We start from the raw sequence: 24,478 nt of genomic DNA, 5'->3' as shown, positions 1-24,478 counted from the left end.
GGCAGGACACTGCCGTTTGACATGGGCAGGGCCGCATACTCACCAAGGCCCCGCCCTTCGTCGTATCCGCAGCCGAGTCCTTCCGGGAGGCACCATGGCCCTGGTCACCCGCCGTAGAGCCGTCACCACCCTCGCCGCCGCCCTCACCGCCGTCGCCGTCCCCTCGTACGCCCTGGCCGGTGAACGCACCCCGCACCCGCGGCCGCTCAGACGCGCCCACGCGCACAACGACTATCTGCACACCCGGCCACTGCTCGACGCGCTCGACCACCGCTTCACCAGCGTCGAGGCGGACGTCTTCCTGGTCGACGGAGACCTCCTGGTCGCCCACGACCCCTGGGACCTGGACCCCGCCCGCACCCTCAGGTCCCTCTACCTCGACCCGCTCCTCGCCCGCGTCAGGGCCCACCACGGCTCGGTCTACCCCGGCTACCGCAAGCCCGTACAATTGCTGATCGACATCAAGGCGGACGGCGCGGCGGCGTATCTCGAACTCCACCGCCAACTACGCGGCTACCGCCGCCTCTTCACCACCTACGTCCACGGGAAGGTACGCCCCGGACCCGTCACCGCGGTGGTATCGGGCGACCGCGCGGCCCGTGCGCCGATGGAGTCCCAGCGGGTGCGGTACGCCTTCTACGACGGGCGGCTCTCCGATCTGGGCTCCCCGGCCCCGGCCTCCCTCATCCCGCTGATCAGTGACAACTGGTTCCAGCACTTCACCTGGCAGGGCGTGGGCCCGATGCCCACCGCCGAACGCGACAAGCTGCGCTCCATCGTCGCCACCGCCCACTCCCGAGGCCAGCGCGTCCGCTTCTGGGCGACACCGGACCTGCCGGGTCAGGCGCGCGGCGCGGTCTGGAGCGAGCTGATCGACGCCGACACCGACCACATCAACACCGACGACCTGCGGGCACTCGAAGCGTTCCTGGACGCGTACGACCGGCCCTGACGGTCACGGGCAGTCAACACACGTTCGGCGGACATGCCACTCGCCCGGATGAACCCTCCCCTCCGCCACACTGGCGACCGAAAGCCACGGTGCTGATGTGGCGGAGGAGGGCGACGATGGCCATTTCGATCTCTGTGGTGCTGCTGCTACTGATCCTCGCGGTGGTCTTCCTGCGCAACGGCGCGCTGAAGCTCCCGCACGCCGTGGTCTGCGTCCTGCTGGGGTTCTATCTGGCGAGTTCCAGCATGGCGCCGACCATCCACGACGGGCTGACGGCGACCGCGGACATCGTGAGCAGCCTGCAGCCCTAGGTATCGAGATCGGCCGCGTCCAGGGCGGCCGCCAGAACGTTCAGCCGGGTGCGCAGGTCGCGGATCTCGTCCAGCGGGAGGCCGGTGGCCGTCGCGATGCGGCGCGGAATCGCGAGGGCACGCGCGCGTAGGGCGGTGCCGGTCTCGGTGGGGCGGACGGTGACCGAGCGTTCGTCGTCGGGGCTGCGGTGGCGCTCGACCAGGTCGGCCGACTCCAGGCGCTTCAGCAAGGGCGACAGGGTGCCGGAGTCGAGGCGCAGATACTCGCCGATCTTCTTGACCGGCAGCTCGCCGTGCTCCCAGAGCACCAGCATCACCAGGTACTGGGGGTAGGTCAGCCCCAGGTCCTTCAGCGCGGTGCGGTACGCGGCGTTGAAGGCGCGCGCCGCGGAGTGCAGCGAGAAGCAGACCTGCAGGTCGAGCCGGAGGAAGTCCTCGTCCGCGACAGAGCCCAGTGAGTCCGTGGTGTGCATGGCTCCAGGGTAGCGCGAGCGCGACATTAAGTTGTGCACAACTTAATTGTGTGCTCTAGTTATGGCTATCAGGTTTCCCCAGAGCTGAGAAGGACCGAAGCCATGAACGCGCTGTACACCGCTGTAGCCACCGCTAACGGACGTGAAGGCCGGGCCGTCAGCTCCGACGGCCAGGTCGACCTGCCGCTCGCCCTCCCCAAGGCGCTGGGCGGCAACGGCGAGGGCACCAACCCCGAGCAGCTCTTCGCCGCCGGGTACGCGGCCTGCTTCGCGAGCGCGATGAGCTCCGTCGCCCGCACGGCGAAGATCGACGTCAAGGACGTGTCGGTGACCGCGGAGGTCGGCATCGGCAAGGACACCGACGGCGGCTTCGGACTCGCCGTGATCATGCGGGTCGAGCTGCCGGACCACCTGGAGGGCGAGCCGGGCCGCCAGCTCGTCGAGCAGACGCACGCGTACTGCCCGTACTCGAAGGCCACCCGCGGCAACATCGACGTGGAGATCGTCATCGAGTGACGCCGACGTAGGGCCTGTACTGGGAATCCCGGTCCAGGCCCTACGCGCCGACAACCCGCGACCGGATCAGAAACCGCACACCTTCCGGCGCCTCAAGCGAGAACCCGCCCCCTCGCCCCTCCACCACGTCGACGATCAGCCGGGTATGGCTCCACAGCTCGTACTGACTACGCGACATCCAGAACCCGACCGGCTCCTCGACCCCCTCCACGGACAGGGACGCGAGCAGCACATCGGAGTCGCCGGTACGGAAGTCACCCTCCGGGTAGCACATGGGTGAACTGCCGTCGCAGCAGCCGCCGGACTGGTGGAACATCAGCGGACCGTGGGCCTCCCGCAACTTCCGGACCAGACGAGCGGCCGCGGGGGTCAGCTCCACACGCGCAGCGGTGTCACCCATGGGCTCCGCCCTTCGATCCTTCGGCCGGACAGCGGCCGAGCGTCTACGACCAACTCAGCCTGCCGCGAAGGAGGTTGCAGAAAGGTTGCACGTGGGACGGCCCCCACCCTTCGCGCGCCGACCTCGCAGGGTGTTGCCCTTCGGGCTTGGTGGAAACCGGTGCCCCGTAGCGAGGGGTTGTGCCCACCCTCCCCCACTCTCGACTTCGCTCGAGCGGGAGGTGCCCCCCTCGCCCTGCGGAACGCCTGTCCACAACCGGGGGGGTAGCCGCCATACCGACGTGAGGGGGCGTGGTGGCGGGTGCGCGCGCAGCGCTTAGGGTTCCCGCGCTACCGGATGCGCAATCTGCACCGGGGAGCGCGAGCACGTACCCCCCCACCGCGCCCCCGCCCCACAACGAACAGAACGCACCCAGCGGCCCAGGGGTCGGGAGCCAGCCCAGTCCAGGTCAGCCCAGATCAGCGGTGCCCGAACCAACTCGCCGCGGGCAGCAGCCTGTCGTCGTAACCGAACAGGAGGCGACCAGGGCCGAGNAGGGGATCGAGGGGATCGGGGGGATCGGGGAGAGTCGGCGGGCGCTCGGCGGCTTTCTGCGAGCCCGCCGCGGGCGCGTCGCGCCGGAGCACGTGGGGCTGGTCGGCGGGCGTCGCCGCCGGGTGCGCGGGCTGCGCCGCGAGGAGCTGGCCCAACTCGCCGGGATCAGCGTGGACTACTACGTACGCCTCGAACAGGGCCGGGCCACCCAGCCGTCCCCCGAGGTGCTCGACGCGCTCGCCCGTGCCCTCGGCCTCGACGCGGCAGAGCGCGGGCACCTCGCCACCCTGGCCGGTGCCCCGCGCGGACCCGTGCCGAGGGCCCGGGTCAGCCCCCTGCTGCAGCGGGTCATGGACACGCTGGCCAACTTCCCGGCCTTCGCGACCAACCACCGCCTGGACGTGGTGGCTTGGAACAGCCTGGGCGCCGAACTGATCGGCGGCCTTTCCGAGCCGTGCCGCCGCGACGCGAACAACGCCAGGTACCTCTTCCTGGACTCCGCCTCCCGGACCGTCCACCCCGAGTGGGAGGACCGGGCGACCGAGGCCGTGGGGCAGCTGCGGGTCTCCGCGGGGCGCTACCCCGACGACGCGGAGCTGACCGCGCTCATCGCCGAACTGTCCGCGCACAGCGCCGAGTTCCGGGAGATCTGGGCCACCGGCGAAGTCGTGGCGTGCGCGGCCGGGCGCAAGCGGCTTCGGCATCCGGAGGCCGGGCTGCTCACCCTGGACTACGAGACCCTGCACGTACCGGCCGCGCCCGGCGAGACAGGCCTGGTGGTGCACGTGTTCAGCGCCGACGAGGGCAGCGAGGCGGCCGTCGGCCTCGCCCGGGTGCACAAGGCGTCATCGGAGGCAGCCCCGACAGCCGATGAGCTGCGCCTTGGGCCGAGACCAGGGCGCTGGACCACCTCGGTAAGCTCACCACGCTCATCGTGAACGTCGACCTTGCCGACACGCTGGCAGGAGTCGACGATCAGGCGCGAGGCGTTTCACCTGTGGGAGGGGTAGCTGTGTCCGATATCAAGGCCGAGCTCGACCAGTTGATGTCCGTGTTCCTCGGTTCGTTCACCAACACCGGCGGAAGTCGGCCGAACGTCGACATGATTCGTGAGGTGTTCATTTCGCAAGGAATGATCATCAGCAACGTCGGGGGCGAGCCTGTGATCTACGACCTCGACGCCTTTATCGAGCCCCGCGAGAAGATCCTCACCGATGGGACGCTGACGGAGTTCTCCGAATGGGAGGTCGCCGAGCGCACCGAGATATTCGGGTCGATCGCGCACCGCTTCAGCGAGTACCACAAGTCCGGTTACCTCGAAGGCGAGTGGTTCGAGGGCGCCGGCCACAAGACCACCCAGTTCGTCCGGACGCCTGGCGGCTGGAGGATGAGCTCGATGGCCTGGGACGACGTGTAAGGGCTCCCTGACGAGACGGCATACCTGGGAGAGCCTCCCGATGCTCCCCGGGTACCCCACCGGTTCTACGATCCTGCTCCCGTCGGCCGATCGGTCGCGCTTGTGTCCTGTGGAGAGTGTTGGGGTGGCGTGCGTTGCGTTCCTGCCGGGCGGTCCTGGCCCTCGTTCCCGTCGCGTTCGCCCTCGTCGCCTGCGGCAGGCTGGCCTTCCCGCCGGTCCCTGACGGCAAGCCGACCGAGCTGCCCCGAACCCGGACAGCGACCACGTGGACCGATGCCGCGGGCGGCACGCTGGAGTTGAAGCCGGACGGAACGTTTACCGCCCATGGAGTCTGCGGCAACTACGACATCGATGCCTACGGGCCGGAGAACGATCCCAGGTCGGGGTCGGGCACCTGGACCGTCGCGGACTGGCAGGAGGAGCAGACCAGCCTCACGGTGTCGTTCCAAGGCAATGGCGTGAGCTCCAACTACAAGGCCTTGCGAGACGGCAGGACACTGAAGCTGTGGACTTACGTCGGTGACCCCGACGAAGGGCATCCGCTCTGCATCCTGACCGCTCCCACGGAGTGAACCGCTCCCACGGAGTGAACCGCTCCCACGGAGTCAGTGCGGTCCCACGGAGTCAGTGCGGTGCCCGTAGTCCCGCGATGAGGAGCTCGACCAGTCGACGGGCGTCGTAGCGGGGATCGTTGTCCGCGCCGATGCAGAGGTTCCCGACGCCACGCATGAGTGCGTAGGCATCCAGGTCGGAGCGGATCTCACCGGCGACGGCCGCGGCTTCGAGCAGCTGGGCGCACACGGGCACGAGCCGGTCGAGGAAGTAGGCGTGCAGCGTGTCGAATCCGGCGTCGTCGGACCGAAGTACGGCGGCGAGTCCGTGCTTGGTGACCAGGAAGTCGACGAAGAGGTCGATCCATCGCCCCAGTGCGGCGTGCGGGGTCGCGCTGGACGCCAGCAGGTCTTGACCCGCCTCGGCGCAGGCGTCGACCTGGTGCCGGTAGACGGCGATGATGAGATCCGCCCGTGTCGGGAAGTGGCGGTAGATCGTGCCCAGCCCGACACCGGCCTTGGCCGCGATGTCGCGGACCGGCGCTTCCACGCCTGACGTGACGAACACCGCGGCGGCCGCGTCCAGCAGCGTTTCCTTGTTGCGCCGCGCGTCCTTCCGCTTGGACTGGGCCGCCTGCCCCGCGCCCTCGCCGCTTTCGTTCACCGCGCCGCTTCCTCTTTCGTTCACCGCGCGCTTCCTCCGCTACCGAGCTTGCTAAACGGAACACTGTTCCGTATCGTTCCGGAACGAGGTTCCGTTTGCTCATGATGCCAGAGCAGGGGCCCGGCATCCAAGCCATGCGCTGCCACCACGCTTCATCCGCAATGGAGGAACACGGTCATGCACTACCGCACCTTGGGCCGCACCGGCGTGCAGGTCAGCTCCCTCGCGCTCGGCGCGATGAACTTCGGCGAGATCGGGCGCACCACCCAGGACGAGGCCACCGCCATCGTCGATGCCGCTCTCGAAGGCGGCGTCAACCTCATCGACACCGCCGACATGTACAGCGGCGGCGCGTCGGAAGAGATGGTCGGCAAGGCCATCGCCGGTCGCCGCGACGACATCGTGCTGGCCACGAAGGCGGGCATGCCGATGGGAGGCGAGCGCAACCATCAGGGCAGCTCGCGCCGCTGGTTGGTCACCGAACTGGACAACAGTCTGCGCCGTCTCGGTGTCGACCACGTCGATCTTTACCAGATCCACCGGTGGGACCCGAGCACCAGCGACGAGGAAACCCTGTCGGCGCTGACCGACCTGCAACGCGCGGGAAAGATCCGCTACTTCGGCTCCTCGACCTTCCCGGCGTACCGCATCGTGCAAGGCCAGTGGGCCGCCCGTGAGTACCACCTGAGCCGCTACGTCACCGAACAGCCCAGCTACTCGATCCTGCAGCGCGGGATCGAGGCCCATGTACTGCCCGTGGCCGAGGAGTACGGACTCGGTGTGCTGGTGTGGAGCCCGTTGGCCTCGGGCTGGCTGTCGGGCGCGATCCGCGAGGGCCGGGAAGTCACCACCAGCCGCTCCCTGTTCATGCCGGAACGCTTCGACACCTCCATCCCCGCCAACCGGGCCAGGCTTGACGCTGTCGAGCAGCTGGCCGAGCTCGCCGACGAAGCAGGCCTGACCATGATCCAGCTCGCGCTCGGATTCGTGACCGCGCACCCCGCCGTGACCAGCGCGCTCATCGGCCCTCGCACGCTGGACCACCTACACGCGCAACTCGCCGCCGCCGACACCGTGCTCTCCGCCGACGTACTCGACGCGATGGACGCGATCGTCGCGCCCGGCACCGACCTGGCCGCGCACGAGAAGTACGACACTCCGCCCGCGCTCCTCGACCCGTCACTGCGCCGCCGCTGATCCCCCAAGTGGGTCTCGAAAGGACCAGAAGCCCCATGCCGCATTTACCTCATACACCTCGGAATGCACCTCGGACTCGTTTCGGGATCATGACCGCCCCCTCGCAGGTCGACTACCACGACGTCCTGCGGGTCTGGCGCGAGGCGGACACGATCCCGGAGATCGAGCACGCGTGGTTGTTCGACCACCTCATGCCGATCGGCGGCGACCCGGACGGACCGACCTACGAAAGCTGGACGCTGCTCTCGGCCCTCGCCGCCCACACCCGACGGCTGCGGCTCGGCGTGCTGGTGACCAGTAACCGGTTCCGGCCGCCCGCGATGCTGGCCAAGATCGCCACGACCGTCGACATCGTCTCCGGCGGACGGCTCGACTTCGGCATCGGCGCCGGCTCACGACCCAGCCATCCCCTGGCCCGGCGCGAGTACGAAGCCCACGGCCTGCCCTTCCACGACGCCGCGCACGCCGTGGGGAGCCTCGCCGAAGCCTGCACGGTGATCCGGCGGTTGTGGACCGAGACCGAACCGTTCGACGTCCACGGCACCTACCACCACCTCACCGGCGCCTTCGGCAACCCCAAACCCGTCCAGCGCCCGCATCCGCCGATCCTCATCGGTGGACGCGCGTCCCCGACGCTGCGTGTGGCCGCCGAGCACGCCGACCTGTGGAACATCCCGGGCGGCGACATCGACGACGCCGTCCGCCGCAGCGCACTGCTGGACCGCTACTGCGCCGAGCTCGGCCGCGACCCCGCCTCGATCACCCGCTCGATCCACCTGCCCGTCTCCTACGACCAGCCCAGCCTCACCCGGCACGCGATCGGCGAAGCGATCGACGCCGGCTTCGGGCACATCGTCCTCGGACTGCCCGAGCCCTACCCCGCCGACGTCGCACGGTGGGTCACCGACGAGCTCATCAGCACGTCGGGCTGAACTCGGGCTTTCACGACGGCCGCTGTCCGGTAGGTGATCGACACGTCATCAACTGCTTGGCGTTGTGTGGTCGGAAGCTACGGAGGGGGCTTCCCGGTGTGGTCGGTCAAGGCAGGATCTCGACGTACCCGTCGGTTCCGTGCACGCGGATCCGCTGCCCGTCCCGGATCAGCCGGGTGGCCTGCTCCACGCCCACGACGGCCGGCAAGCCGTACTCCCGGGCGATCACCGCGCCATGGGTCATCAGGCCGCCCACCTCCGTCACCAGGCCCGCGATTCCGACGAACAGCGGCGACCAGCTGGGGTCCGTGAAGGGCGTGACCAGGATGTCGCCCGCTTCGAGATCGGCCTCCGCCATGTCGAGGATGACGCGGGCCCGTCCCTCGACGGTCCCGGCGGAAACCGGTACGCCGACCAGGGCGCCGGCCGGCACGTCGTCGCGCCGGTACGCCCCGGTGACGGCCTCACCATCCGATGTGAGCACCCGGGGCGGGGTGAGCGCGTGGTACGACCGGAACGCGTCCTTGCGCTGCTGGATGAGCTGGTCATCCACCTGGTTCGAGCGCACGACGTCGTGGAGTTCCTGGAACGTGAGGTAGAAGACGTCCTCCTTCTCGGAAAGCACGCCTGCCCGCACGAGGCGCTCGGCCTCCTCCAGCAGGGCCTGCTTGTAGACGAAGGAGCGGCTGACGATGTCGTACTTCGGGTACTCCCGGTACCCGATGAAGGTTCTGACCCGGTCGATCATCCGCTTGGCCTCGTCGGCTTTCCGGTCGCCGTCCGGCAGGGCCCGCAAGCGGGACAGTACGTCCTGTTCCTTCTTCCGCGCCTTCTGCCGCCCTTGCTCGAAGCGCCGCTCGGCCCCGCCCGGCTCGAAGTTCCTGACGTTGTCGAGGATCACGGGCACGAGTGCGGTGGGGCGCTCGCGCCAACGTGGCCTCGTGATGTCGATCTCGCCAACGCAGCGCATGCCGTACCGGTCGAGGTAGGCCTCGATGGCGTCGCGCGCTTCGGTCCCGCCCGCGAGCTTGGCCAGCTCGTCAAGGAAGCCCTCGTCCTCGACGCCCTGCAGGAACGCCACCACCTCCGACCGCGGGCGGATCACGTCCGCGACGTCGAGCAGGGCCAGTCCCATCTCCGACGTGACGTTGTCGGGGGCGGACAGCGTGAGCGTGTCAGCCGCGTTCTTCTCGCCCAGCCACTCCTGGAGCTTGTCGTTGAGCCACCAGGTGGCCTCCATCCCCGCCATGATCGCCTGATGGTTCAGCGGGTCGCTGAGGACTCGCTTGTGCTCCTGGAAGGCATCCAGCAGGAAGTCGAACAGCGCCGGTCCGGTCTTCGTCCGGATGTCGCGCTCCAGGGCGGCGATGGACGCCCGGCTGTGCTCGATCAGCTCGGTGATGATGGCCGGATCGGTCTCGGTCGGGGCGGGCGCACCGCCGGCAGGTGGCCCGCCGGGACCCGCGTCCGGGAGCGACGGGACGAAATCGTCGCGGTCGAGGACGGTCTCCAGAGCGTCCCTGATCAGCGGATCGCCTCTCCCGATGGCGTCCAGGAGCCCGGCGCGGCTCGCGGGCGAGGCCAGGCGCCGGGTGACGTCGACGAACAGCCTCCCGCCGGCCTCGTGCATCGGCACCAGGGCCGTCAGCTGCCACATGGAGAGCCCCAGGGGCTTCATGGGGTCGGTCATCATCTGCCCATGGCCAACGGAGACGTAGACGTGATTCCCCTGGTCACCGGTGTCGGGGGTCTCGCCTGTCTCGGGGGTCTCGCCGGTCTCGGGGATGGGGAACAGCGTCGTGATCGGCCGGCTCTGAACGATCTGGAAGCCATCATCGACCAGGCACCATTCGATGTCCTGCGGGCGGCCGAAGTGCGCTTCGATCCGCCGCCCGAGCTGTACGAGCCGCACGACCTGCGCATCCGTCAGCGCCGGCTGCTCCTGCTGCTGCGAGCCGATCGACACTTCCCGCGTACCGCCAGCCGGAAGGGCGTGAACGGCACGCTGTTTGGCGCCGATCGCCTTGGCGACGACTTCGCCGTCCCGCACCTTGAAGACGTCCGGGTTCACCAGGCCGGAGACCAGGGCCTCGCCGAGGCCGAAGCCGGCGTCCACGGTGGCGACCTTCCGGTTGCCCGTGACGGGGTCGGCCGTGAACAGGATGCCGGACGCATGCGGGAAGACCATCTGCTGCACGACCACGGCCATGTGGACCGTACGGTGGTCGATGCCGTTGCGCTGGCGGTACGTCACGGCCCGCTCCGTGAACAGTGAGGCCCAGCACCGGCTGACGTGCTGGAGGATCGCCGTCGGCCCCACGACGTTCAGGTACGTGTCCTGCTGACCGGCAAAGGAGGCCGTCGGCAGGTCCTCCGCCGTCGCGCTGGACCGGACGGCGTAGGCGGCCTGCTCGCCGAGTTGGGCAAGCGCGCGGGTGATCGCCGCCGCGAGGTCATCCGGGATGGCAATCCCCTCGATGGTCCGGCGAATCTGCGCGCTGAGCGTGCGGATCGTCTCCCGGTCGTCCGGGTTCAGGCGCGCCAACTCATCGAGCCGATCGTCGATCGACGGCGCTTCCGCCATGATCCGCCGGAAGGCGTCCGTCGTCACGCAGAAGCCCTCCGGCACGCGGATGCCCTCGATCCGCGACAGGCCGCCCAGGTGCGCGCCCTTGCCGCCAACGTCCGCGACCCGCGTCTCGTCGACCTCTTGAAGGTCCAGCACGTACTGCTCAATCATTGCGATACCTCCGAGGCCGCCGTGCCCCGTACGTCGACAACAGCACACGCACGTCGTGCCCCCCATTTCCGCAGGTAGTGGCTTCGGTCGACGATTCTGCGCCATGCCCCGGGTCTTGCGGCAAGCCCCTCAGCGCGCTATAAGTTGAGAGTGGCAAGGAGAGAGGGCTCTCCTTGCCTTTGTTTTTTGCATCGGCCTACGGACGTAGCTGTGTGCCGGGCGCGGTTCGAGTCTCCTAGGGCGTGTGTCGGAAGTCCCTCCTGCCCCGCGACGCGCGGACGGAGGGACTTCCGACACACGCCCTAGGGTGGGGTCGCCTGCGACGCCTGCCATGGAGGCCAGATGATCACTGTTGTCGGAGAGAGCCTTGTCGACGTGGTGCGCCCGGCCGGGGCAACGCGGGACAGCGCGGCGCACCCTGGCGGCTCGCCCGCCAATGTCGCGGTGGGTCTCGCCCGCCTCGGGACGCCAGTCACGCTGATCACGCAGTTCGGCGAGGACGACCCAGGCCGACTGCTCCGCGACCATCTGACCGGCTCGGACGTTCTGCTGCGGCTGGTGCCCGGCAGCCCCCGCACCAGCACGGCGACGGCGGTCCTCGACGAACAGGGCGCGGCACGCTACGAGTTCCAGATCAGCTGGGACCTTCAGGCGCCGCCCGAACCGGCACCCGGAACCCGGTGTCTGCACACCGGCTCGCTCGCCACATCGCTGGACCCGGGTGCCCGAGCCGTGGAGGACCTGCTCGCCCGGCAGCGCGCCGAAGGCGCCGTCACCATCAGCCTCGATCCCAACATCCGCCCCGCGCTGCTGCCTTCACGGGAGCAGGCCCGCGCCCGCACCGAGCGCCAGGTCGCCCTCGCCGACATCGTGAAGGTCAGCGAAGAGGACCTCGCGTGGCTGTACCCCGGCCGTACGGCCGAAGACATCGCCACGGCCTGGCAGCGCACCGGTCCCGCCCTGGTGATCGTGACGCTCGGGGGAGCCGGCAGCCTGGCCGTCACCCGTGCGGGCATCACGCGCCACCCCGCCCCCGAGATCCAGGTCACGGACACCGTCGGGGCCGGGGACGCGTTCACCGCCGGCATGCTCCACTGGCTGTACGGCGCCGACCTGCTCGGCGGTGATCGTCGGGACGCCCTGCACGGCATCACGCGGCTGGACGTGCTCCAGCTGCTGGACATGGCGACGACCGCGGCCGCCGTGACGTGCACCCGCCCCGGCGCCGACCCGCCGACGCTGTCCGAGCTGCGCGCCTTGATGGACGGAGACGGCGAGTTGTCGGACAGCGCCGCCACCGTACGGGCGCCCAGCCCCGCCACCGTACGGGCGTCCGTCAGTGAACTGGTCGAACGCGCCCGCGCACTCGCCGACCGCGGCGGGCAGCGCGTCATCCTCGGCATCACCGGCGCACCGGGTGCGGGCAAGTCGACCCTGGCCCGCCAGCTGGTCGAGGCGCTGGGCCCGAAGACCGCCGTGCTGATCCCGATGGACGGCTTCCATCTGTCCAACGCCGTGCTGCACACCCTGGGACGCGGCGACCGCAAGGGCGCCCAGGACACTTTCGACGCCGACGGCTACGTCCACTTGCTGCGAAGACTCCGCGCCCGCGACGAACCGGTCGTCTACGCGCCCGACTTCGACCGTGACATCGAGGAGTCCATCGGCTCGGCCCTGCCCGTACCGCGCGAGATCCCCTTGATCGTCACCGAGGGCAACTACCTGCTGTGCGAGACAGGTTCGTGGAGCCGCGTGGCCGGACTTCTCGACGAGAGCTGGTACGTGGAGGTCGAAGACGCCCTCAGGCGGCGACGGCTCGTGGCCCGTCACGCGGCACACGGCAAGCCGCGTGACGAGGCCGCAGCCTGGGCCGACGGGAGCGACCAGACGAACGCCGAACTGGTGGCCCGCGGCCGGTCCCGCGCCGGTCTCGTCGTCACGGTCGACCTCCCTGAGCTCCCCGAGCTCCCTGACACCCCTCCGCACGCACCGCCTACCGCGTCCTACGGGGTCGGCGCGACGGACTGATTGACGGTGTACTCGCCAGTTCTTTGGCCGATTGCACCAGAACCACGCAGGTCGCCGACTCCTACGGTTCTCGGAACTGCGGAGCCCCGCTCAGGGGCTTACCAGCGCCGGTTTCTCCGGGCTGGAAGAAAGGGATCGCAATGGTTCAGAGTCAAGGACTGCGGCCTGCACTCGAGAATGTCCAGTTTCTGGCCGAGGAGGCGGAAGACGGTCTCCTCGGGACGATAGAGAAAAAGATCAACTCGGTCTTTGATCCGGTTGCCACCGGCCTCGGAGACTTTGTTTTCGGAGAGGTTTCGCTGTTCGGGATCACCTTCCCATGGATTGTGGCCTGGCTCGTCCTCGCCGGTGCGGTCTTCACCATCTATTTCGGCTTCATTCAGGTACGCGGGCTCAAGCTGGCCCTCCAGGTACTCCGCGGCAAGCACAGCAAGCCCGATGACCCGGGCGAGATCACCCACTTCCAGGCGCTGACCTCGGCCGTCTCCGGAACGGTCGGGCTCGGCAACATCGCCGGTGTGGGTGTCGCGGTCACCATCGGCGGTGCGGGCGCCACCTTCTGGATGGTGCTCTGCGGCCTGCTCGGCATGAGCACCAAGTTCGTCGAGTGCACGCTCGGTGTCCGCTACCGCGACCAGCACCCCGACGGCACGGTGTCCGGCGGCCCCATGCAGTACCTGAGCAAGGGCGTCGCGGAGAAGCTCCCCGGAGCTCCCGGCAAGGCCATCGGCAAGATCCTCGCCGCGCTCGCCGCCATCATGATCCTGTTCTTCGGGATCGGCGGCGGCAACATGTTCCAGGCGAACCAGACCGTCACCCAGATCCGCAACATCACCGGAGGCGACGACAGCCCGTTCTCCGGCGACGGCACGGCGCTGATCCTGGGGATCGTGCTCGCCGTCATCGTCGGCGCCGTGATCATCGGCGGCATCAAGTCGATCGGCAAGGTGACCAGCCGCCTGGTCCCCTCCATGGGCATCATCTACATCAGCGCGTGCGCGATCGTCATCCTGTTCAACGCCACCGAGGTTCCCTCGGCGGTCAGCTCGATCTTCTCGGGTGCCTTCACGGGCGAAGGAGTGGTCGGCGGCGTCATCGGTGCGCTGATCGTCGGCTTCACCCGCGCCGCGTTCTCCAACGAGGCGGGGCTGGGATCGGCCCCGATCGCGCACTCCGCCGTGAAGACCAAGTACCCGGCGACCGAGGGCCTCGTCGCGCTCCTCGAACCGTTCATCGACACGGTCGTCGTTTGCACGATGACCGCGCTGACCATCGTCATCGCCGACACCACCCTCTGGAACGACGCCAAGGCGGACTACGCCGCAGACGGCACGACCGTCGACGGCGTCACGGTCACCTCATCGGCCTTCGAGACGGCACTGCCCTGGTTCCCGCACATCCTCACCGTGGCCGTGGTGCTCTTCGCCATCTCCACCATGATCACCTGGGCCTACTACGGGCAGAAGGCCTGGACCCACCTGTTCGGGCGGAGCAAGAGCAGTGAGCGCGTCTACCAGCTGGTGTTCTGCGCGTTCATCGTGATCGGCGCGGTGCTGAGCTTCGGCAGCGTGCTCGCGTTCACCGACGCGGTGCTGTTCCTGCTCGCACTGATCAACATCATCGGCCTCTACCTGCTCGCCCCCTTCGTCAAGCGGGAGCTCGCCCGCTTCCAGCAGTCGCTGCGCTCGCGCGGCGGCGGCGACGGCGACGGCGACGACAAGGAACTGGCAGCGGTGGAAGAAGTCAGGTAGTCGGACCGGAAGCCGGACCGGATCCACGCCCGCGCCGCACGGGCATGGATCCGGTTTCCAGCAGCAGTTGCAGGTAAGAGAAGAGGCATTGGTACGGGTCGGTGAGATCGATCCCGGTGATCGCGTTCGCTCTCTTCAGGCGGTAGCGGAGGGTGTTCGTATGCATGTGCAGCGATCGAGCCGCCGCGCGCGCGTTGCCCAGTGTGCCGAGATAGGCGAGTACGGCCGTCACGAGGCCCGTGTCGTGCTCCGCGTCGTACGCGAGAAGAGCGGTGATCCGCGGGTCCCTCAGGCGCGGGTTCTTCTCAAGCAGCGCCAGGGTCTCGCTGACGAGGACCTCCGAGCGGACGTCGGCGATCGTGGCCACGCGCTGCTCCCCGCCGCGCGTCAGGATGTCGAGCACACAGTCGGCCTCGGCTCTCGACTCGGCGATCGAGTCCAGGCTGCCGACCGCGGACCCGACAGCCGCGCAGACGTCGAGCTGCAGCCGCTGATTGGCCGCCCGTACGATCTCGTTGGCCAGGCTGAGGGCGATGCTCTCGGCGGAGTGCTCCGGCAGCCCCGGAAGCAGCATGTAGAAGCGGGGGTCGCCGTTGGTCACCAGCGCCCGGCGGCGGTAGGCGGCGGCGTGCACGGAGATCAGACTCGTCAGCGCCGACCTGCGCAGCTCGAACTTCGGACGGTCGGCCTCGGCGTCGGGATCCGCCGCGGCGTCGGCGCCGGGCAGGTTTCCGTTCAGGGAGAACGCCGTGATCACCGCCGGCTTCGTCAGCTCGGCCCCGATGTTGTCGGCGAACGTACGCGGATCGATGTGCCCTTCGAGTAGCCGGCTCAGCAGGCTCTGCTCCAACTGCAGGCCGGGGGGCGCGCCCGTACGCCGCCGAACCAGCTGCAGAGCCGCGGCCCGGGCGGCGCCGATCAACGCGCTCTCGGCGTTGTCCGCCAGCTTGTGCTTGCCCTCCTGCACCCAGATCGACCCCAGGAGCTGCTCGTCGACACGGATGCCGATCGCCAGCCGCTTCCTGATGCCCCGTTCCGGACGTTCGTCGACATGCACCACGTCGTCACCGGCGCGTAGCCGCTCGATGACGCCCCACTCGCGCAGCAGCGCGAGGTAGTCGGCGGGTCCCTGCCACCCCAGGATCGACAGCCTGCGCAGCTCGTCGACCTCGTCGTCCGAGCGGGAGTAGGCCAGCACACGGTTGCTGCTGTCCTCGATGCTGACGATGCCACCGGTGAGGGCGGCGACCGTCTGGGCCAGCGCGAAGAGATCCGCCGGCTGGCCCGCTTCCGGTACGACGGCGACGCGTGCGTCCTCCACCACGCCTCTGGCCAGCGAGTCGAGCTGCCCCCAGCGGACCTCCGGGCGTACCCCGAGCACGACCACCCCCATGTCGGCGGCGACGCGCTTCAGCTCGTCGAGATCATCACCGTGGTCGATCTTGACGGCCACCGCGGCGGCGCCCTGCCGTGCCACGGCGCGGATCAGTCGGAGCGCTCTGTGGCCACGGGCGCCGATGATCAGTACGAGATCGCCGCGGCAGGGGTCAGGCTCGTCGTCGGCGTCGAAGATCACCACGTCGTTGATCTCGATGTCGAGGCCGGCGGGTGCCGCGACCAGACCGATGACCGGCTCCCCGAGCGCGAGCAGCAGCTGCCCTATGCCCGCGCTGTCGGTGCTGCCTGTCTGCTCCACTTGCCCACTCCAGATCTGGCCGCAAAAGCGGATCAATCGCGATGAACCGAAGGATTACTAACAAAACTACGAGGCTGCCGCGGTCACGGGAAGTGCGGCGACCTATAACTGTCTGCTGACTCTCTGTCCCCGGTCGTCATCTGTTTGAACAAGGCAGGCGGCGATACACCGGTAATTCGCACAAACTTCGGCGGCGGGCGGTTGCGTACGGTCAGTGGGAGCGGCGAGAAGATCTTCGAAACGATCTCTGAGGAGAGCTGGTGCTTGCCCCCGAACCGGGTGACGATCTCGAGAGCAGGCACCTGCTGCTTCTTGGTGAGGACGATCTGGCCGAGGCCGTGGCGCTGTTCGCGACCGCGTGGGGAGCGCGGATCAGCCGATTGTCCGCGCCGTCGGCCAAGGCGGTCAATGACGCGCTGACCGCGGATGTCGACGTCGTGGTGATCGTGTCCCGTGAGGACATCTGGGCGCTCCGTTACGCACTGCTCGTCGAGCATGCCCGTCCCGGGATTTCACTGCTCGTGACGCTGTTCGACAAGACGGTGGCCAGTGAGGTCGTGCGTTCGGTGCCCAACTGCACGGTGATCAGCATGACGGACGCCCTCGTCCCGGCGCTGCTCGGCCCGTGCGTCGCGGAGCGGCTGCTGACCCTGTGCCCGTCCCCCAAGGGGGACTACCTCGGCGTGGCCCATACGCCGGACGGTCTGCGGGTGGAGTCGTCCCCCCAGGTCAGGACCGGCAGCGGGCGAAGGGTGTGGCACTGGTTCCATGCGCAGATCCGTCCGGTCGACGGTTCCACACGCGCCCTGCTGGTGGGCCTGGTGGGGCTGCTGGGTGTGTTCCTGCTGGACACGGTGCTGGGTGCGGTCGTCCTGGGCGAACCGCTCGTCGCCGCCGCCTGGCACTCCGCGATGGTGCTGACCACGGTGGACGGAGGTACGGCGGACGGCCACGCGCCGGTCTGGTACCTGGTGCTGTCCACCTTCAGCCTGCTGTGTGTGCTCGGCTTCTCGGCTCTGTTCACCGCGGGCCTGGTAGACCGGATGACCTCGATCCGCTTCACCGGCATCGTGGGCGCACGGGCGGTGCCCCGCCGCGGTCACGTCATCGTGGTCGGCCTCGGCCAGGTGGGGGTGCGGCTGTGCCTGGAGCTCCAGCGGCTCGGCATCGGTGTCGTGGCGGTGGAACGCGATCACGGGGCGGCCTGTGTGCCGCTGGCGAAGTCGCTGGGGATACCCGTGATGTTCGGGCGGGCGGGCGACCGCTTCCTGCTGCGCAAGCTCGCGCTGCCCCGCGCGCGGGCGATCGTCGCCGTGTCGTCGGACGTACTGGAGAACATCGCGGTCGCCGTCGCGGCCCGTGCGGTCGCCCCCGACCAGCGGATCGTGCTCCGCGCGGGCGGCGAAGAGGACGTGACATCGGAGTCGCAGTCGCTGTTCCGGATCGCGACCGCCTGTGACATCAACCAGGTGGGCGGCTCCTATATCGCGGCCACCGCGTTGGGCCTGGGGCCCCTGGCCACCTTCGCGCTCGGGCACCGCGTGCACGTACTGCACGCGGACGGGCGTGTGCACGACGCCGCGGAGTGCGTGGACCTGTGCCCGCCGCCGCGCGCTCAGCGGTAGAGCGGCGGGGCCGCTCTCACCTCGCTCACCCCGCTGCCCGTGCCGAAGTGATCCGCTGTTCACACCAGATGGTCTTGCCGCGGTGGGAATGGCGGGTTCCCCATTGGTCGGTGAGCTGCGCGACCAGCATCAGTCCGCGGCCTCTTTCGTCGAAGACCTGAGCGTGTCGAAGGTGGGGTGCGGTGCTGTTGCCGTCGAAGACCTCGACGATCAGCATCGTGTCGCGCAGGACGCGGAGCTGGACGGGCGGGTGGCCGTAGCGGATGGCGTTGGTCACGAGTTCGCTCACGACGAGTTCGGTGACGAAGGCCAGGTCGTCGAGGCCCCAGGTCGCGAGGAGACGTCCGGTCCACGCGCGGGCGTCGGCGACCGCCGCCGGATCATGCGGGAGATCCAGGGTGGCGACCTGGTTCTCGTCCATACCGTGGGTACGCGCCACGAGGAGTGCGATGTCGTCCACCGGCGGCTCCTTGACCAGTGTGTCGATGACGATGTCGCAGATCTCCCCGGATGACGCGGGCGGCGAGCGCAACACCCCGCGCAGCCTGCCGTACGACTGTTCGCGGCCCTCGTCGAGGTTCGTGAGCAGGCTGTCGCTGTAGAGGAGGAGGGTGCTGCCCTCCGCGAGCGCCAACTCGGTGGCCTCGTACGGCAGCTGGGCCTGTCCGAGCGGCGGACCGGCCGGGATGTCGAGATCGGCCAGTACGCCGTCGCCGCCGTCGGGGGACAGGAGTGCGGGCGGCGGGTGGCCGGCCCGTGCTCCGCTCAGGGTCCGGAGCACGGGGTCGTAGACGACGAAGAGGCAGCTGGCTCCGATGCGCGAGGTGTCGGCGTCCGCGTCGTCGCGGCCGGCTGTGCCGTAGCGGCGTACCAGGTCGTCCAGGTTGGTGAGCAGGTCTTCGGGGGGCAGGTCCAGGTCGGCCAGGGTGCGTACGGCGCTGCGCAGGCGCCCCATCGCGGCGGCCGCGGTGAGGCCGTGGCCGGCGGTGTTGCCGCTCACGAGGGCGACGCGGGCGCCCGACAAGGAGATGACGTCGATCCAGTCGCCCCCGACGCCGGGTCGGGCGGCGGACGGGATGTGGCGGAACGCGGCGTCGACGGCCGTCTGATGGGGGACACCGGCGGGCAGCAGGCTCCGCTGCCGCATGAGCGCGGCCACCCGCTGGTCGGCGGATGTGGCCGCGTACGGATCGCCGTGCCGGGGGCGGGCACGCGCGATCTGGACATGCTGCGTACGGCCGGAACCGTCGGTGACGGGTATGCACTGCAGCGTCACCGGTATGCGACTGCCGTCCCGGTGGCGCAGCGTGGTCGCCTCGGCGGCAGTGGTGCGGACCGGGGACGGGGCGGGGTCGATGTCCGCGGCCAGGAGGGCGCTGAGGTGCCACCCGACGGCCTCTCGCCCCGTATAGCCCAGGAGTTGCTGGGCGCCGGGACTCCACGCCACGATCCGCCCACGTACGTCGGTGACGATGACGGGCGTGCTCTGTCTCGTCCCGGAGGCCTGCGGGATCGCCGGGATCGGATCGGTGGCCTTCATCGCACCCTCCTCTCCCAATGTAGTGCCTGAGGTGCGGAGTTTCCGGGCGACCAGGTCGCGCAGCGTCCGGACACCCGGGTATCGGCCTGAGTGTCCGGACGATGCGCGGCCTCACGCGGTCACCGGACCGCGATCAGCGTGCGGGGTGGTCATGCGCCCAGAGCTGCATGGTCAGCGGGCGCCCCTTGTTGACCTTGCTGACCTGCGGCTCGTTCGTGAGGAGATACCCCGCGGCGCGCGCGACCGCGACGCTGGCGCCGTTCTCCGCCGCGATGCTCAGCGTCACCCGGGGCATGTCGGCGGTGTGATGGGCGTACTCCGTCATCACCTTCAAGGCCCTGGATCCCAGACGCTTACCGCGGTGGGCGGCTCCCACGGTGTAACCGAGGCTTGCCGTACGGTCGTTGGCGTCCTGGCGGAACAGGAGGATCTCACCCAGCGGCAGCTGACCGTCCGTGGTGATGGCCAGTTGGATCGACAGGTCGTCGACGCGCTTCTGCCGGGCTCGGCTCAGGTAGCCGCGTGCTGCGGGCGCGTCGAACGGCGAGGCGAGCGGAGTCCAGCACGCCACATCGGGGTCCTCGAAGAGTTCGACCATGGCGGGGAGGTCGTCGTCGGACCACTCCCGCAGGACGAGCCCCTCGCCGGACAGCCGCAGCCGCGAAGGGAAGCGCGGGTGGTTGATGTCGCCGTTGGCCATCGATCGTGCCCCGTCTCTGCTTGGCGTCGCCGCATGTCGACGAGCACGGTAGCCGGTGCGACTGAGGCGCTCCGTGGGGTGTGATCCACCTTACGTCCAGCGCACGTCCAGAAACTTGACCATCTCAAATATCAACGTCTACCGTCAGGGGGTTGCTTGATGTTCTCAAGTGTCTACGTTCTTAAGTAGTGGGGAAGGTTTCCGTGTCTCACGCGCAGCGCACGGCGTCCGCAGGGCCCTCCGGACAGACCGCGGTCGTCCTGGTGCTCGGGCTCGCCGCGATGGTCGTCTCGATGATGCAGACGCTGGTCGTCCCGATCCTGGGGATCATCCAGAACGAGCTGGACGTCACCACCGCCAACGCCAGCTGGGTGACCACGGCCACGCTGCTGTCCGCCGCAGTCTTCACCCCCCTTCTCGGCCGCTTCGGCGACCAGCACGGCAAGAAGCCCACCCTCGTCGGCGTGCTCCTCGTGATGATCGCGGGCTCGGTGCTCGCCGCCACCACGACCTCGCTGACCTGGCTCATCGTCGGCCGCGTGTTGCAGGGCGCCGCGACCGCGATCTTCCCGCTCGCCCTGTCCGTGCTGCGCGAGGAGATCAAGCCGGAGAAGCTCCACAGCGCGATGGCCCTGGTCAGCGGCACGCTCGCCTTCGGAAGCGGACTCGCGCTCGTCGGCGCGGGCCTCCTCACCCAGGGCTCCGACCCCGACTACCACCGGGTCTTCTGGCTCGCGGTCGTCCTCGCCGTGGTGGCGCTCGTCGGCGTGCTGTTCGTCGTGCCCGCATCGCGTACGAAGACGGGGGGAAGGACCGACTGGCTGGGCGGGCTCACCCTGGCGATGGTCCTCGTCCTGCTGCTTCTGCCGATCTCGCAGGGGCACGAGTGGGGCTGGACGTCCGGTCGTACGCTCGGCAGCTTCGCCGCCGCGGTCGTCATGGCGGGGGTGTGGGTCTTCACCGAGGCGCGGGTCGGGGAGCCGATGGTGGACATGAAGATGTTCACGCACCGCCCCGTGCTCTTCACCAACCTGGCCGGCCTGCTGCTCGGCTTCGCGATGTTCGCCCAGTTCATCGGCATCTCGTACCTGGTGCAGATCCCCGAGGACCTGGCCGGCTACGGCTTCGGCGCCTCCGTGCTCGGCGCCTCGGTCGTGTACCTGCTGCCGGCCACGCTTGTCTCGCTGGTGGGCGCCCAGTTCGGCGGTGTGCTGGTGCGCCGGATCGGGGCACGCGTCACGCTGGCCGCCGGAGCCTGTTTCGGTGTGCTCGGCTTCGCCTGGCTGACCCTGGCGCACGACACCAGCGCCTCGGTGATCGGCGCGGGCATGGTCGGCGGTCTGGCGATCAGTTTCGGGTACGCCGCCATGCCGGCGCTCATCGTCGCCAGCGTCCCGGCCCACCAGACCGGCATCGCCAACGGCATCAACTCCATCTCCCGCTCGGTCGGTAGCGCCATCGCCAGCGCGACGATCACCTCACTCCTCGCGTCGAAGACCATCGAGCTTCCGGCCGGAATGCCCGTGCTGCCCGAGGAAAGTCAATTCACCCTCAGCTTCGCCATCGCCGGAGCGGCGTTCGTGCTGGTCGTGGTGGTCGCCCTGGTCGGACTCAAGGCGGCACGCGCGCCTCGTACGCCCGCCTGGAAGAAGGCGGCGGCAACGGTGACACCCCAGCGCGTCGGGGTCTGAACCAGAAACGGCATGCGGCCCTGCCATCCGTAGGTGGCAGGGCCGCACGCACGTCGTGAGGTCAGCTGGCCGTCTGGTCGATGAAGACTCGCTCCAGCAGGGTGTAGAGGCGGTCCCGGTCCTGGTCGCTGAGCTTGTCCAGGCCATCCCGTGTGGCGCGCATCTTCGTACGAATCGCGTCGGCGACACGCTCGCCCTCGGCCGTGAGGACGACGTTCTTGACGCGTCGATCGGATGCACTGGCCTCGCGGCTCACCAGGCCGCGCTTCTCCAGCCGGTCGACGATCCCGGTCATGTTGGAGGCGTCGCAGGTCATGGTGTCGGCCAGGGCACGCATCGCGGCGGGGCCGCGGCGCAGCACGGTCAGTACCTTGCCTTGGCTCGCTGTGAGGTTCTCGGTCGCCGCCGCGACCGTGAAGTCGCCGTGGTAGGCGCCGAGCGACACCGAAAGCAGCTCCATGAGCTGGGCCGTGTCGACGCGGGGAGTTCCTGTCATGGGAGTCACTTTACCCCAGAAAACTTGACGATCTTAAATATCTACGTTTACCGTCTCCTCGTTGCTTGAAGTTCTCAAGCGTTCAGGTTGTCAAGTAATTGAGAGAGAGTTGCCGTGTCTCACGCACGTCCCGTGGTGCCCCCGCAGGCTTCCGGACAGACCGGGGCGGCCGCCGCCTCCCGCGCGGCCGCGATCCTGTCCCGCCCCGTCGCGCTGAACGGCCTGACCGTCCCGAACCGCATCGTGATGGCGCCCATGACCCGCATGTTCTCCCCGGGCGGTGTCCCCGGCGAGGACGTGCGGTCGTACTACGCCCGTCGCGCCGCGGCGGGTGTGGGCCTGATCGTCACCGAGGGGACCTACGTCGGCCACGATTCGGCCGGGCAGAGTGACCGGGTGCCGCGGTTCCACGGCGAGGAGCAGCTGGCGGGGTGGGCGAAGGTCGCCGAGGCCGTTCACGCGGCGGGCGGCACGATCATGCCGCAGCTGTGGCACATCGGCATGGTGCGCAAGCAGGGCGAGCCGCCCTACGCCGACGCCCCTGCCGTCGGCCCCTCCGGTATCCGCGTCGACGGCACCGAGAACGCCGGCAAGGCGATGACCCGGAGCGACCTGGACGACGTCATCGGCGCCTTCGTCGAGGCCGCAGCGGCCGCCGAGCGCATCGGCTTCGACGGCGTCGAACTGCACGGCGCTCACGGCTACCTCCTCGACCAGTTCCTGTGGGCCGGCACGAACCGCCGTACCGACGCCTACGGCGGCGACCCCGTGGCCCGTACGAAGTTCGCGGCCGAGATAGTGGCCGCGGTCCGCGAGGCCGTCTCGTCCGAGTTCCCGGTGATCTTCCGCTACTCGCAGTGGAAGCAGGAGGCCTACGACGCGAGGCTCGCCGAGACGCCTCAGGAGCTGGAGGCGATCCTGAGCCCGCTCGCCGCGGCCGGCGTCGACGCCTTTCACGCCTCGACCCGCCGCTACTGGCTCCCGGAGTTCGAGGACTCCGACCTGAACCTGGCGGGCTGGACCAAGAAGCTCACCGGCAGGCCCACCATCACCGTCGGCTCGGTCGGCCTCGACGGCGACTTCATCCGCGCCTTCACGGGCGAGGGCGCCCCGCTCCAGACGATCGACAACCTCCTCGACCGCCTGGAGCGCGACGAGTTCGACCTGGTCGCCGTCGGCCGCGCCCTGCTCCAGGACCCGGAGTGGGCGGCGAAGGTCCTTGAGGACCGGTTCGAGGAGCTGAAGCCGTACGACGCGGCGGCGCTGAAGACGCTCAGCTAGGCCCTGTCCGCCGAACAGGCCCCAGGCGGACCTTGAGGGGCTCACGGTCCTCTTCCCGCGCGGGCTGACGCCGCGGTCTCCGCCCGTTCCGGAGTAAGTGCCGTCTGATCGCACGCTTTTCGCCAATTCCGGGCTCGCGGCCCGGCATGTCCGAACTGTCGCCGGTCAATGCGCTCCGCAATTGTCCGGTGACGTGAATTGCGCCTCGATGGGTGCGGCCGGGTGCCGCACCCATCGGTATGTGAAGGGACTGTGACGCCTCGTCAAGTAACCCTCTTCTCCCAGGAATCTGCACACCGAATGCTCAGGGCGCACACGGTCGGCCCGATTCCACTTCGTGGTCTGACCTGCAGTTATCTGCCTCTGTGCGGGAATGTCCCGTTCGCCGGTGTGGCGCGGTGCACCGGCCTGGCCCGGCATCGGGCGATCGTGTGACGAAGATGGCGCCACTTCATGGAGACATGTGCACACCGGGGTAATACGGGGGCCGGTCACCGGGCGATTGCCGGTCCTGCCGTCCCCGTGCGATTGGCTGCTCAACGCGCTTACGTGCTTTGATCCTTCGCATCGCGGGATTCGACAAGGGTTCTCGTATCCGGGAATCCCCCCACACCCGCTGGGCGACCGGCAAGCTCCATTGCGCAACCGGGCGCTGTCATTTGCGAAATAGCCATCCGAAGGGAAGCTTCTTATGAACTTCGTCCCCACCCAGGAGATCTCCGACAGCGAGCTGGACAACGTGGCCGGTGGTCTCCACAGCGCCACGGTGAGCAACGCCACCGCCGCGCTTGACATGATCGCCCCGGTTTCGGGCACCGTCGGCGCCGTGACCGGCGTCGTCGAGGGCGCCACCGGCATCAACACCGCCGCCATCACCGGCCCGGTGAACGGTCTCGTCGCCGGTCTGTAAGACCTCCGCGGCTCGCCGGCCCGCTCTGCCGGCCTTGCCGAGCCGTGGGGGCGCGGCCCCCCCCCGGCCCCGG

Annotated in this window: 22 protein-coding genes; 14 read left to right on the top strand and 8 right to left on the bottom strand. The window is 69.1% G+C overall.

Features of this window, described 5'->3' with window-relative positions; genetic code table 11:
- The first annotated feature begins 94 nt into the window (after positions 1 to 94).
- Together U9R90_RS03295 and U9R90_RS03290 are read left to right on the top strand one after the other, a co-directional pair.
- Complete coding sequence (locus U9R90_RS03295; RefSeq protein ID WP_411054841.1) at positions 95 to 952, top strand: phosphatidylinositol-specific phospholipase C/glycerophosphodiester phosphodiesterase family protein; 858 nt, start codon at positions 95 to 97, stop codon at positions 950 to 952.
- Positions 953 to 1,068: 116 nt separating this feature from the next.
- Entirely contained in the window at positions 1,069 to 1,263 is a 195-nt protein-coding gene (locus U9R90_RS03290; protein ID WP_411054840.1) for a hypothetical protein, read from the top strand.
- Here U9R90_RS03290 and U9R90_RS03285 read toward each other — a convergent pair.
- Entirely contained in the window at positions 1,260 to 1,736 is a 477-nt protein-coding gene (locus U9R90_RS03285) for a MarR family winged helix-turn-helix transcriptional regulator (protein ID WP_411054839.1), read from the bottom strand. The two genes, U9R90_RS03290 and U9R90_RS03285, sit on opposite strands and share 4 nt — an antisense overlap.
- A 102-nt stretch (positions 1,737 to 1,838) precedes the next feature.
- On the opposite strand from U9R90_RS03285, the gene U9R90_RS03280 reads away from it, so the two are divergent.
- Complete coding sequence (locus U9R90_RS03280) at positions 1,839 to 2,252, top strand: organic hydroperoxide resistance protein (protein WP_411054838.1); 414 nt, start codon at positions 1,839 to 1,841, stop codon at positions 2,250 to 2,252.
- A 40-nt stretch (positions 2,253 to 2,292) separates the two neighbouring features.
- Here U9R90_RS03280 and U9R90_RS03275 read toward each other — a convergent pair whose 3' ends face one another.
- Complete coding sequence (locus U9R90_RS03275; protein ID WP_411054837.1) at positions 2,293 to 2,652, bottom strand: DUF779 domain-containing protein; 360 nt, start codon at positions 2,650 to 2,652, stop codon at positions 2,293 to 2,295.
- 464 nt (positions 2,653 to 3,116) lie between these two features.
- Between U9R90_RS03275 and U9R90_RS03270 the strand changes: the two genes are divergently transcribed.
- The 3 genes from U9R90_RS03270 (at position 3,117) to U9R90_RS03260 (ending at position 5,175) form a co-directional block, all read left to right on the top strand.
- Complete coding sequence (locus U9R90_RS03270) at positions 3,117 to 4,124, top strand: helix-turn-helix domain-containing protein (RefSeq protein ID WP_411054836.1); 1,008 nt, start codon at positions 3,117 to 3,119, stop codon at positions 4,122 to 4,124.
- Complete coding sequence (locus tag U9R90_RS03265) at positions 4,121 to 4,603, top strand: DUF4440 domain-containing protein (RefSeq protein WP_411054835.1); 483 nt, start codon at positions 4,121 to 4,123, stop codon at positions 4,601 to 4,603. The genes U9R90_RS03270 and U9R90_RS03265 overlap by 4 nt, the downstream gene beginning before the upstream one ends.
- A gap of 134 nt (positions 4,604 to 4,737) precedes the next feature.
- Positions 4,738 to 5,175 (top strand): hypothetical protein, encoded by a 438-nt coding sequence (locus U9R90_RS03260; RefSeq protein WP_411054834.1) that lies wholly within the window; start codon positions 4,738 to 4,740, stop codon positions 5,173 to 5,175.
- A gap of 52 nt (positions 5,176 to 5,227) precedes the next feature.
- On the opposite strand, the gene U9R90_RS03255 is transcribed toward U9R90_RS03260, so the two are convergent.
- Positions 5,228 to 5,818, bottom strand: a complete 591-nt coding sequence (locus U9R90_RS03255) for a TetR/AcrR family transcriptional regulator (protein ID WP_411057620.1) — start codon at positions 5,816 to 5,818, stop codon at positions 5,228 to 5,230.
- 177 nt (positions 5,819 to 5,995) lie between these two features.
- On the opposite strand from U9R90_RS03255, the gene U9R90_RS03250 reads away from it, so the two are divergent.
- Complete coding sequence (locus tag U9R90_RS03250) at positions 5,996 to 7,015, top strand: aldo/keto reductase (protein ID WP_411054833.1); 1,020 nt, start codon at positions 5,996 to 5,998, stop codon at positions 7,013 to 7,015.
- Between the two features lie 89 nt (positions 7,016 to 7,104).
- Positions 7,105 to 7,947, top strand: a complete 843-nt coding sequence (locus U9R90_RS03245) for an LLM class flavin-dependent oxidoreductase (protein WP_411054832.1) — start codon at positions 7,105 to 7,107, stop codon at positions 7,945 to 7,947.
- Positions 7,948 to 8,053: 106 nt separating this feature from the next.
- On the opposite strand, the gene rph is transcribed toward U9R90_RS03245, so the two are convergent.
- Positions 8,054 to 10,687 carry a rifamycin-inactivating phosphotransferase gene (gene rph / locus U9R90_RS03240; protein WP_411054831.1) on the bottom strand — a complete coding sequence of 878 codons (2,634 nt, stop codon included), beginning with the start codon at positions 10,685 to 10,687 and terminating at the stop codon, positions 8,054 to 8,056.
- Between the two features lie 342 nt (positions 10,688 to 11,029).
- Between rph and U9R90_RS03235 the strand changes: the two genes are divergently transcribed.
- Entirely contained in the window at positions 11,030 to 12,715 is a 1,686-nt protein-coding gene (locus U9R90_RS03235) for a nucleoside/nucleotide kinase family protein (protein WP_411054830.1), read from the top strand.
- Positions 12,716 to 12,903: 188 nt separating this feature from the next.
- Positions 12,904 to 14,466 carry an alanine/glycine:cation symporter family protein gene (locus tag U9R90_RS03230; protein ID WP_411057619.1) on the top strand — a complete coding sequence of 521 codons (1,563 nt, stop codon included), beginning with the start codon at positions 12,904 to 12,906 and terminating at the stop codon, positions 14,464 to 14,466.
- On the opposite strand, the gene U9R90_RS03225 is transcribed toward U9R90_RS03230, so the two are convergent.
- On the bottom strand, positions 14,459 to 16,162 hold the full coding sequence (locus U9R90_RS03225) for a helix-turn-helix domain-containing protein (RefSeq protein ID WP_411054829.1): 1,704 nt from the start codon (positions 16,160 to 16,162) through the stop codon (positions 14,459 to 14,461). The genes U9R90_RS03230 and U9R90_RS03225 overlap by 8 nt on opposite strands.
- Before the next feature lie 260 nt (positions 16,163 to 16,422).
- Here U9R90_RS03225 and U9R90_RS03220 point away from each other — a divergent pair, with 260 nt between their 5' ends.
- A complete protein-coding gene (locus U9R90_RS03220; protein ID WP_411054828.1) occupies positions 16,423 to 17,787 on the top strand; it encodes an NAD-binding protein in 1,365 nt (454 codons plus the stop codon).
- A gap of 25 nt (positions 17,788 to 17,812) precedes the next feature.
- Here the strand turns inward: U9R90_RS03220 and U9R90_RS03215 are convergent, their stop codons facing one another.
- Together U9R90_RS03215 and U9R90_RS03210 are read right to left on the bottom strand one after the other, a co-directional pair.
- Entirely contained in the window at positions 17,813 to 19,327 is a 1,515-nt protein-coding gene (locus U9R90_RS03215; RefSeq protein WP_411054827.1) for a SpoIIE family protein phosphatase, read from the bottom strand.
- Positions 19,328 to 19,460: 133 nt separating this feature from the next.
- A complete protein-coding gene (locus U9R90_RS03210; protein WP_411054826.1) occupies positions 19,461 to 20,027 on the bottom strand; it encodes a GNAT family N-acetyltransferase in 567 nt (188 codons plus the stop codon).
- Between the two features lie 203 nt (positions 20,028 to 20,230).
- Here U9R90_RS03210 and U9R90_RS03205 point away from each other — a divergent pair, with 203 nt between their 5' ends.
- Positions 20,231 to 21,718 (top strand): MFS transporter, encoded by a 1,488-nt coding sequence (locus U9R90_RS03205; protein WP_411054825.1) that lies wholly within the window; start codon positions 20,231 to 20,233, stop codon positions 21,716 to 21,718.
- Positions 21,719 to 21,779: 61 nt separating this feature from the next.
- On the opposite strand, the gene U9R90_RS03200 is transcribed toward U9R90_RS03205, so the two are convergent.
- The gene (locus U9R90_RS03200) at positions 21,780 to 22,214 is read right to left on the bottom strand and encodes a MarR family winged helix-turn-helix transcriptional regulator (protein ID WP_411054824.1); all 435 of its coding nucleotides are present in this window, start codon (positions 22,212 to 22,214) and stop codon (positions 21,780 to 21,782) included.
- A 114-nt stretch (positions 22,215 to 22,328) separates the two neighbouring features.
- Between U9R90_RS03200 and U9R90_RS03195 the strand changes: the two genes are divergently transcribed.
- Both U9R90_RS03195 and U9R90_RS03190 read left to right on the top strand, forming a co-directional pair.
- Positions 22,329 to 23,495, top strand: a complete 1,167-nt coding sequence (locus U9R90_RS03195; RefSeq protein ID WP_411054823.1) for an NADH:flavin oxidoreductase — start codon at positions 22,329 to 22,331, stop codon at positions 23,493 to 23,495.
- A gap of 691 nt (positions 23,496 to 24,186) precedes the next feature.
- Positions 24,187 to 24,405 carry a type A2 lantipeptide gene (locus U9R90_RS03190; protein WP_411054822.1) on the top strand — a complete coding sequence of 73 codons (219 nt, stop codon included), beginning with the start codon at positions 24,187 to 24,189 and terminating at the stop codon, positions 24,403 to 24,405.
- Positions 24,406 to 24,478: the final 73 nt, after the last annotated feature.

It is taken from the genome of Streptomyces sp. E11-3 (assembly GCF_046540415.1).
Lineage (GTDB): Bacteria > Actinomycetota > Actinomycetes > Streptomycetales > Streptomycetaceae > Streptomyces.
The sequence above is the reverse complement of the archived record's forward strand: the minus strand, read 5'-3'. Positions and strand labels throughout refer to the sequence as shown.

What these genes read in the sequence shown, in the direction of transcription:
- U9R90_RS03295 (WP_411054841.1), top strand. Translation starts at nt 95, where the DNA reads ATGGCCCTGGTCACCCGCCGTAGAGCCGTCACCACCCTCGCCGCCGCC.
- U9R90_RS03290 (WP_411054840.1), top strand. Translation starts at nt 1,069, where the DNA reads ATGGCCATTTCGATCTCTGTGGTGCTGCTGCTACTGATCCTCGCGGTG.
- U9R90_RS03285 (WP_411054839.1), bottom strand. Translation starts at nt 1,736, where the DNA reads ATGCACACCACGGACTCACTGGGCTCTGTCGCGGACGAGGACTTCCTC.
- U9R90_RS03280 (WP_411054838.1), top strand. Translation starts at nt 1,839, where the DNA reads ATGAACGCGCTGTACACCGCTGTAGCCACCGCTAACGGACGTGAAGGC.
- U9R90_RS03275 (WP_411054837.1), bottom strand. Translation starts at nt 2,652, where the DNA reads ATGGGTGACACCGCTGCGCGTGTGGAGCTGACCCCCGCGGCCGCTCGT.
- U9R90_RS03250 (WP_411054833.1), top strand. Translation starts at nt 5,996, where the DNA reads ATGCACTACCGCACCTTGGGCCGCACCGGCGTGCAGGTCAGCTCCCTC.
- U9R90_RS03245 (WP_411054832.1), top strand. Translation starts at nt 7,105, where the DNA reads ATGACCGCCCCCTCGCAGGTCGACTACCACGACGTCCTGCGGGTCTGG.
- rph (WP_411054831.1), bottom strand. Translation starts at nt 10,687, where the DNA reads ATGATTGAGCAGTACGTGCTGGACCTTCAAGAGGTCGACGAGACGCGG.
- U9R90_RS03235 (WP_411054830.1), top strand. Translation starts at nt 11,030, where the DNA reads ATGATCACTGTTGTCGGAGAGAGCCTTGTCGACGTGGTGCGCCCGGCC.
- U9R90_RS03215 (WP_411054827.1), bottom strand. Translation starts at nt 19,327, where the DNA reads ATGAAGGCCACCGATCCGATCCCGGCGATCCCGCAGGCCTCCGGGACG.
- U9R90_RS03210 (WP_411054826.1), bottom strand. Translation starts at nt 20,027, where the DNA reads ATGGCCAACGGCGACATCAACCACCCGCGCTTCCCTTCGCGGCTGCGG.
- U9R90_RS03200 (WP_411054824.1), bottom strand. Translation starts at nt 22,214, where the DNA reads ATGACAGGAACTCCCCGCGTCGACACGGCCCAGCTCATGGAGCTGCTT.
- U9R90_RS03190 (WP_411054822.1), top strand. Translation starts at nt 24,187, where the DNA reads ATGAACTTCGTCCCCACCCAGGAGATCTCCGACAGCGAGCTGGACAAC.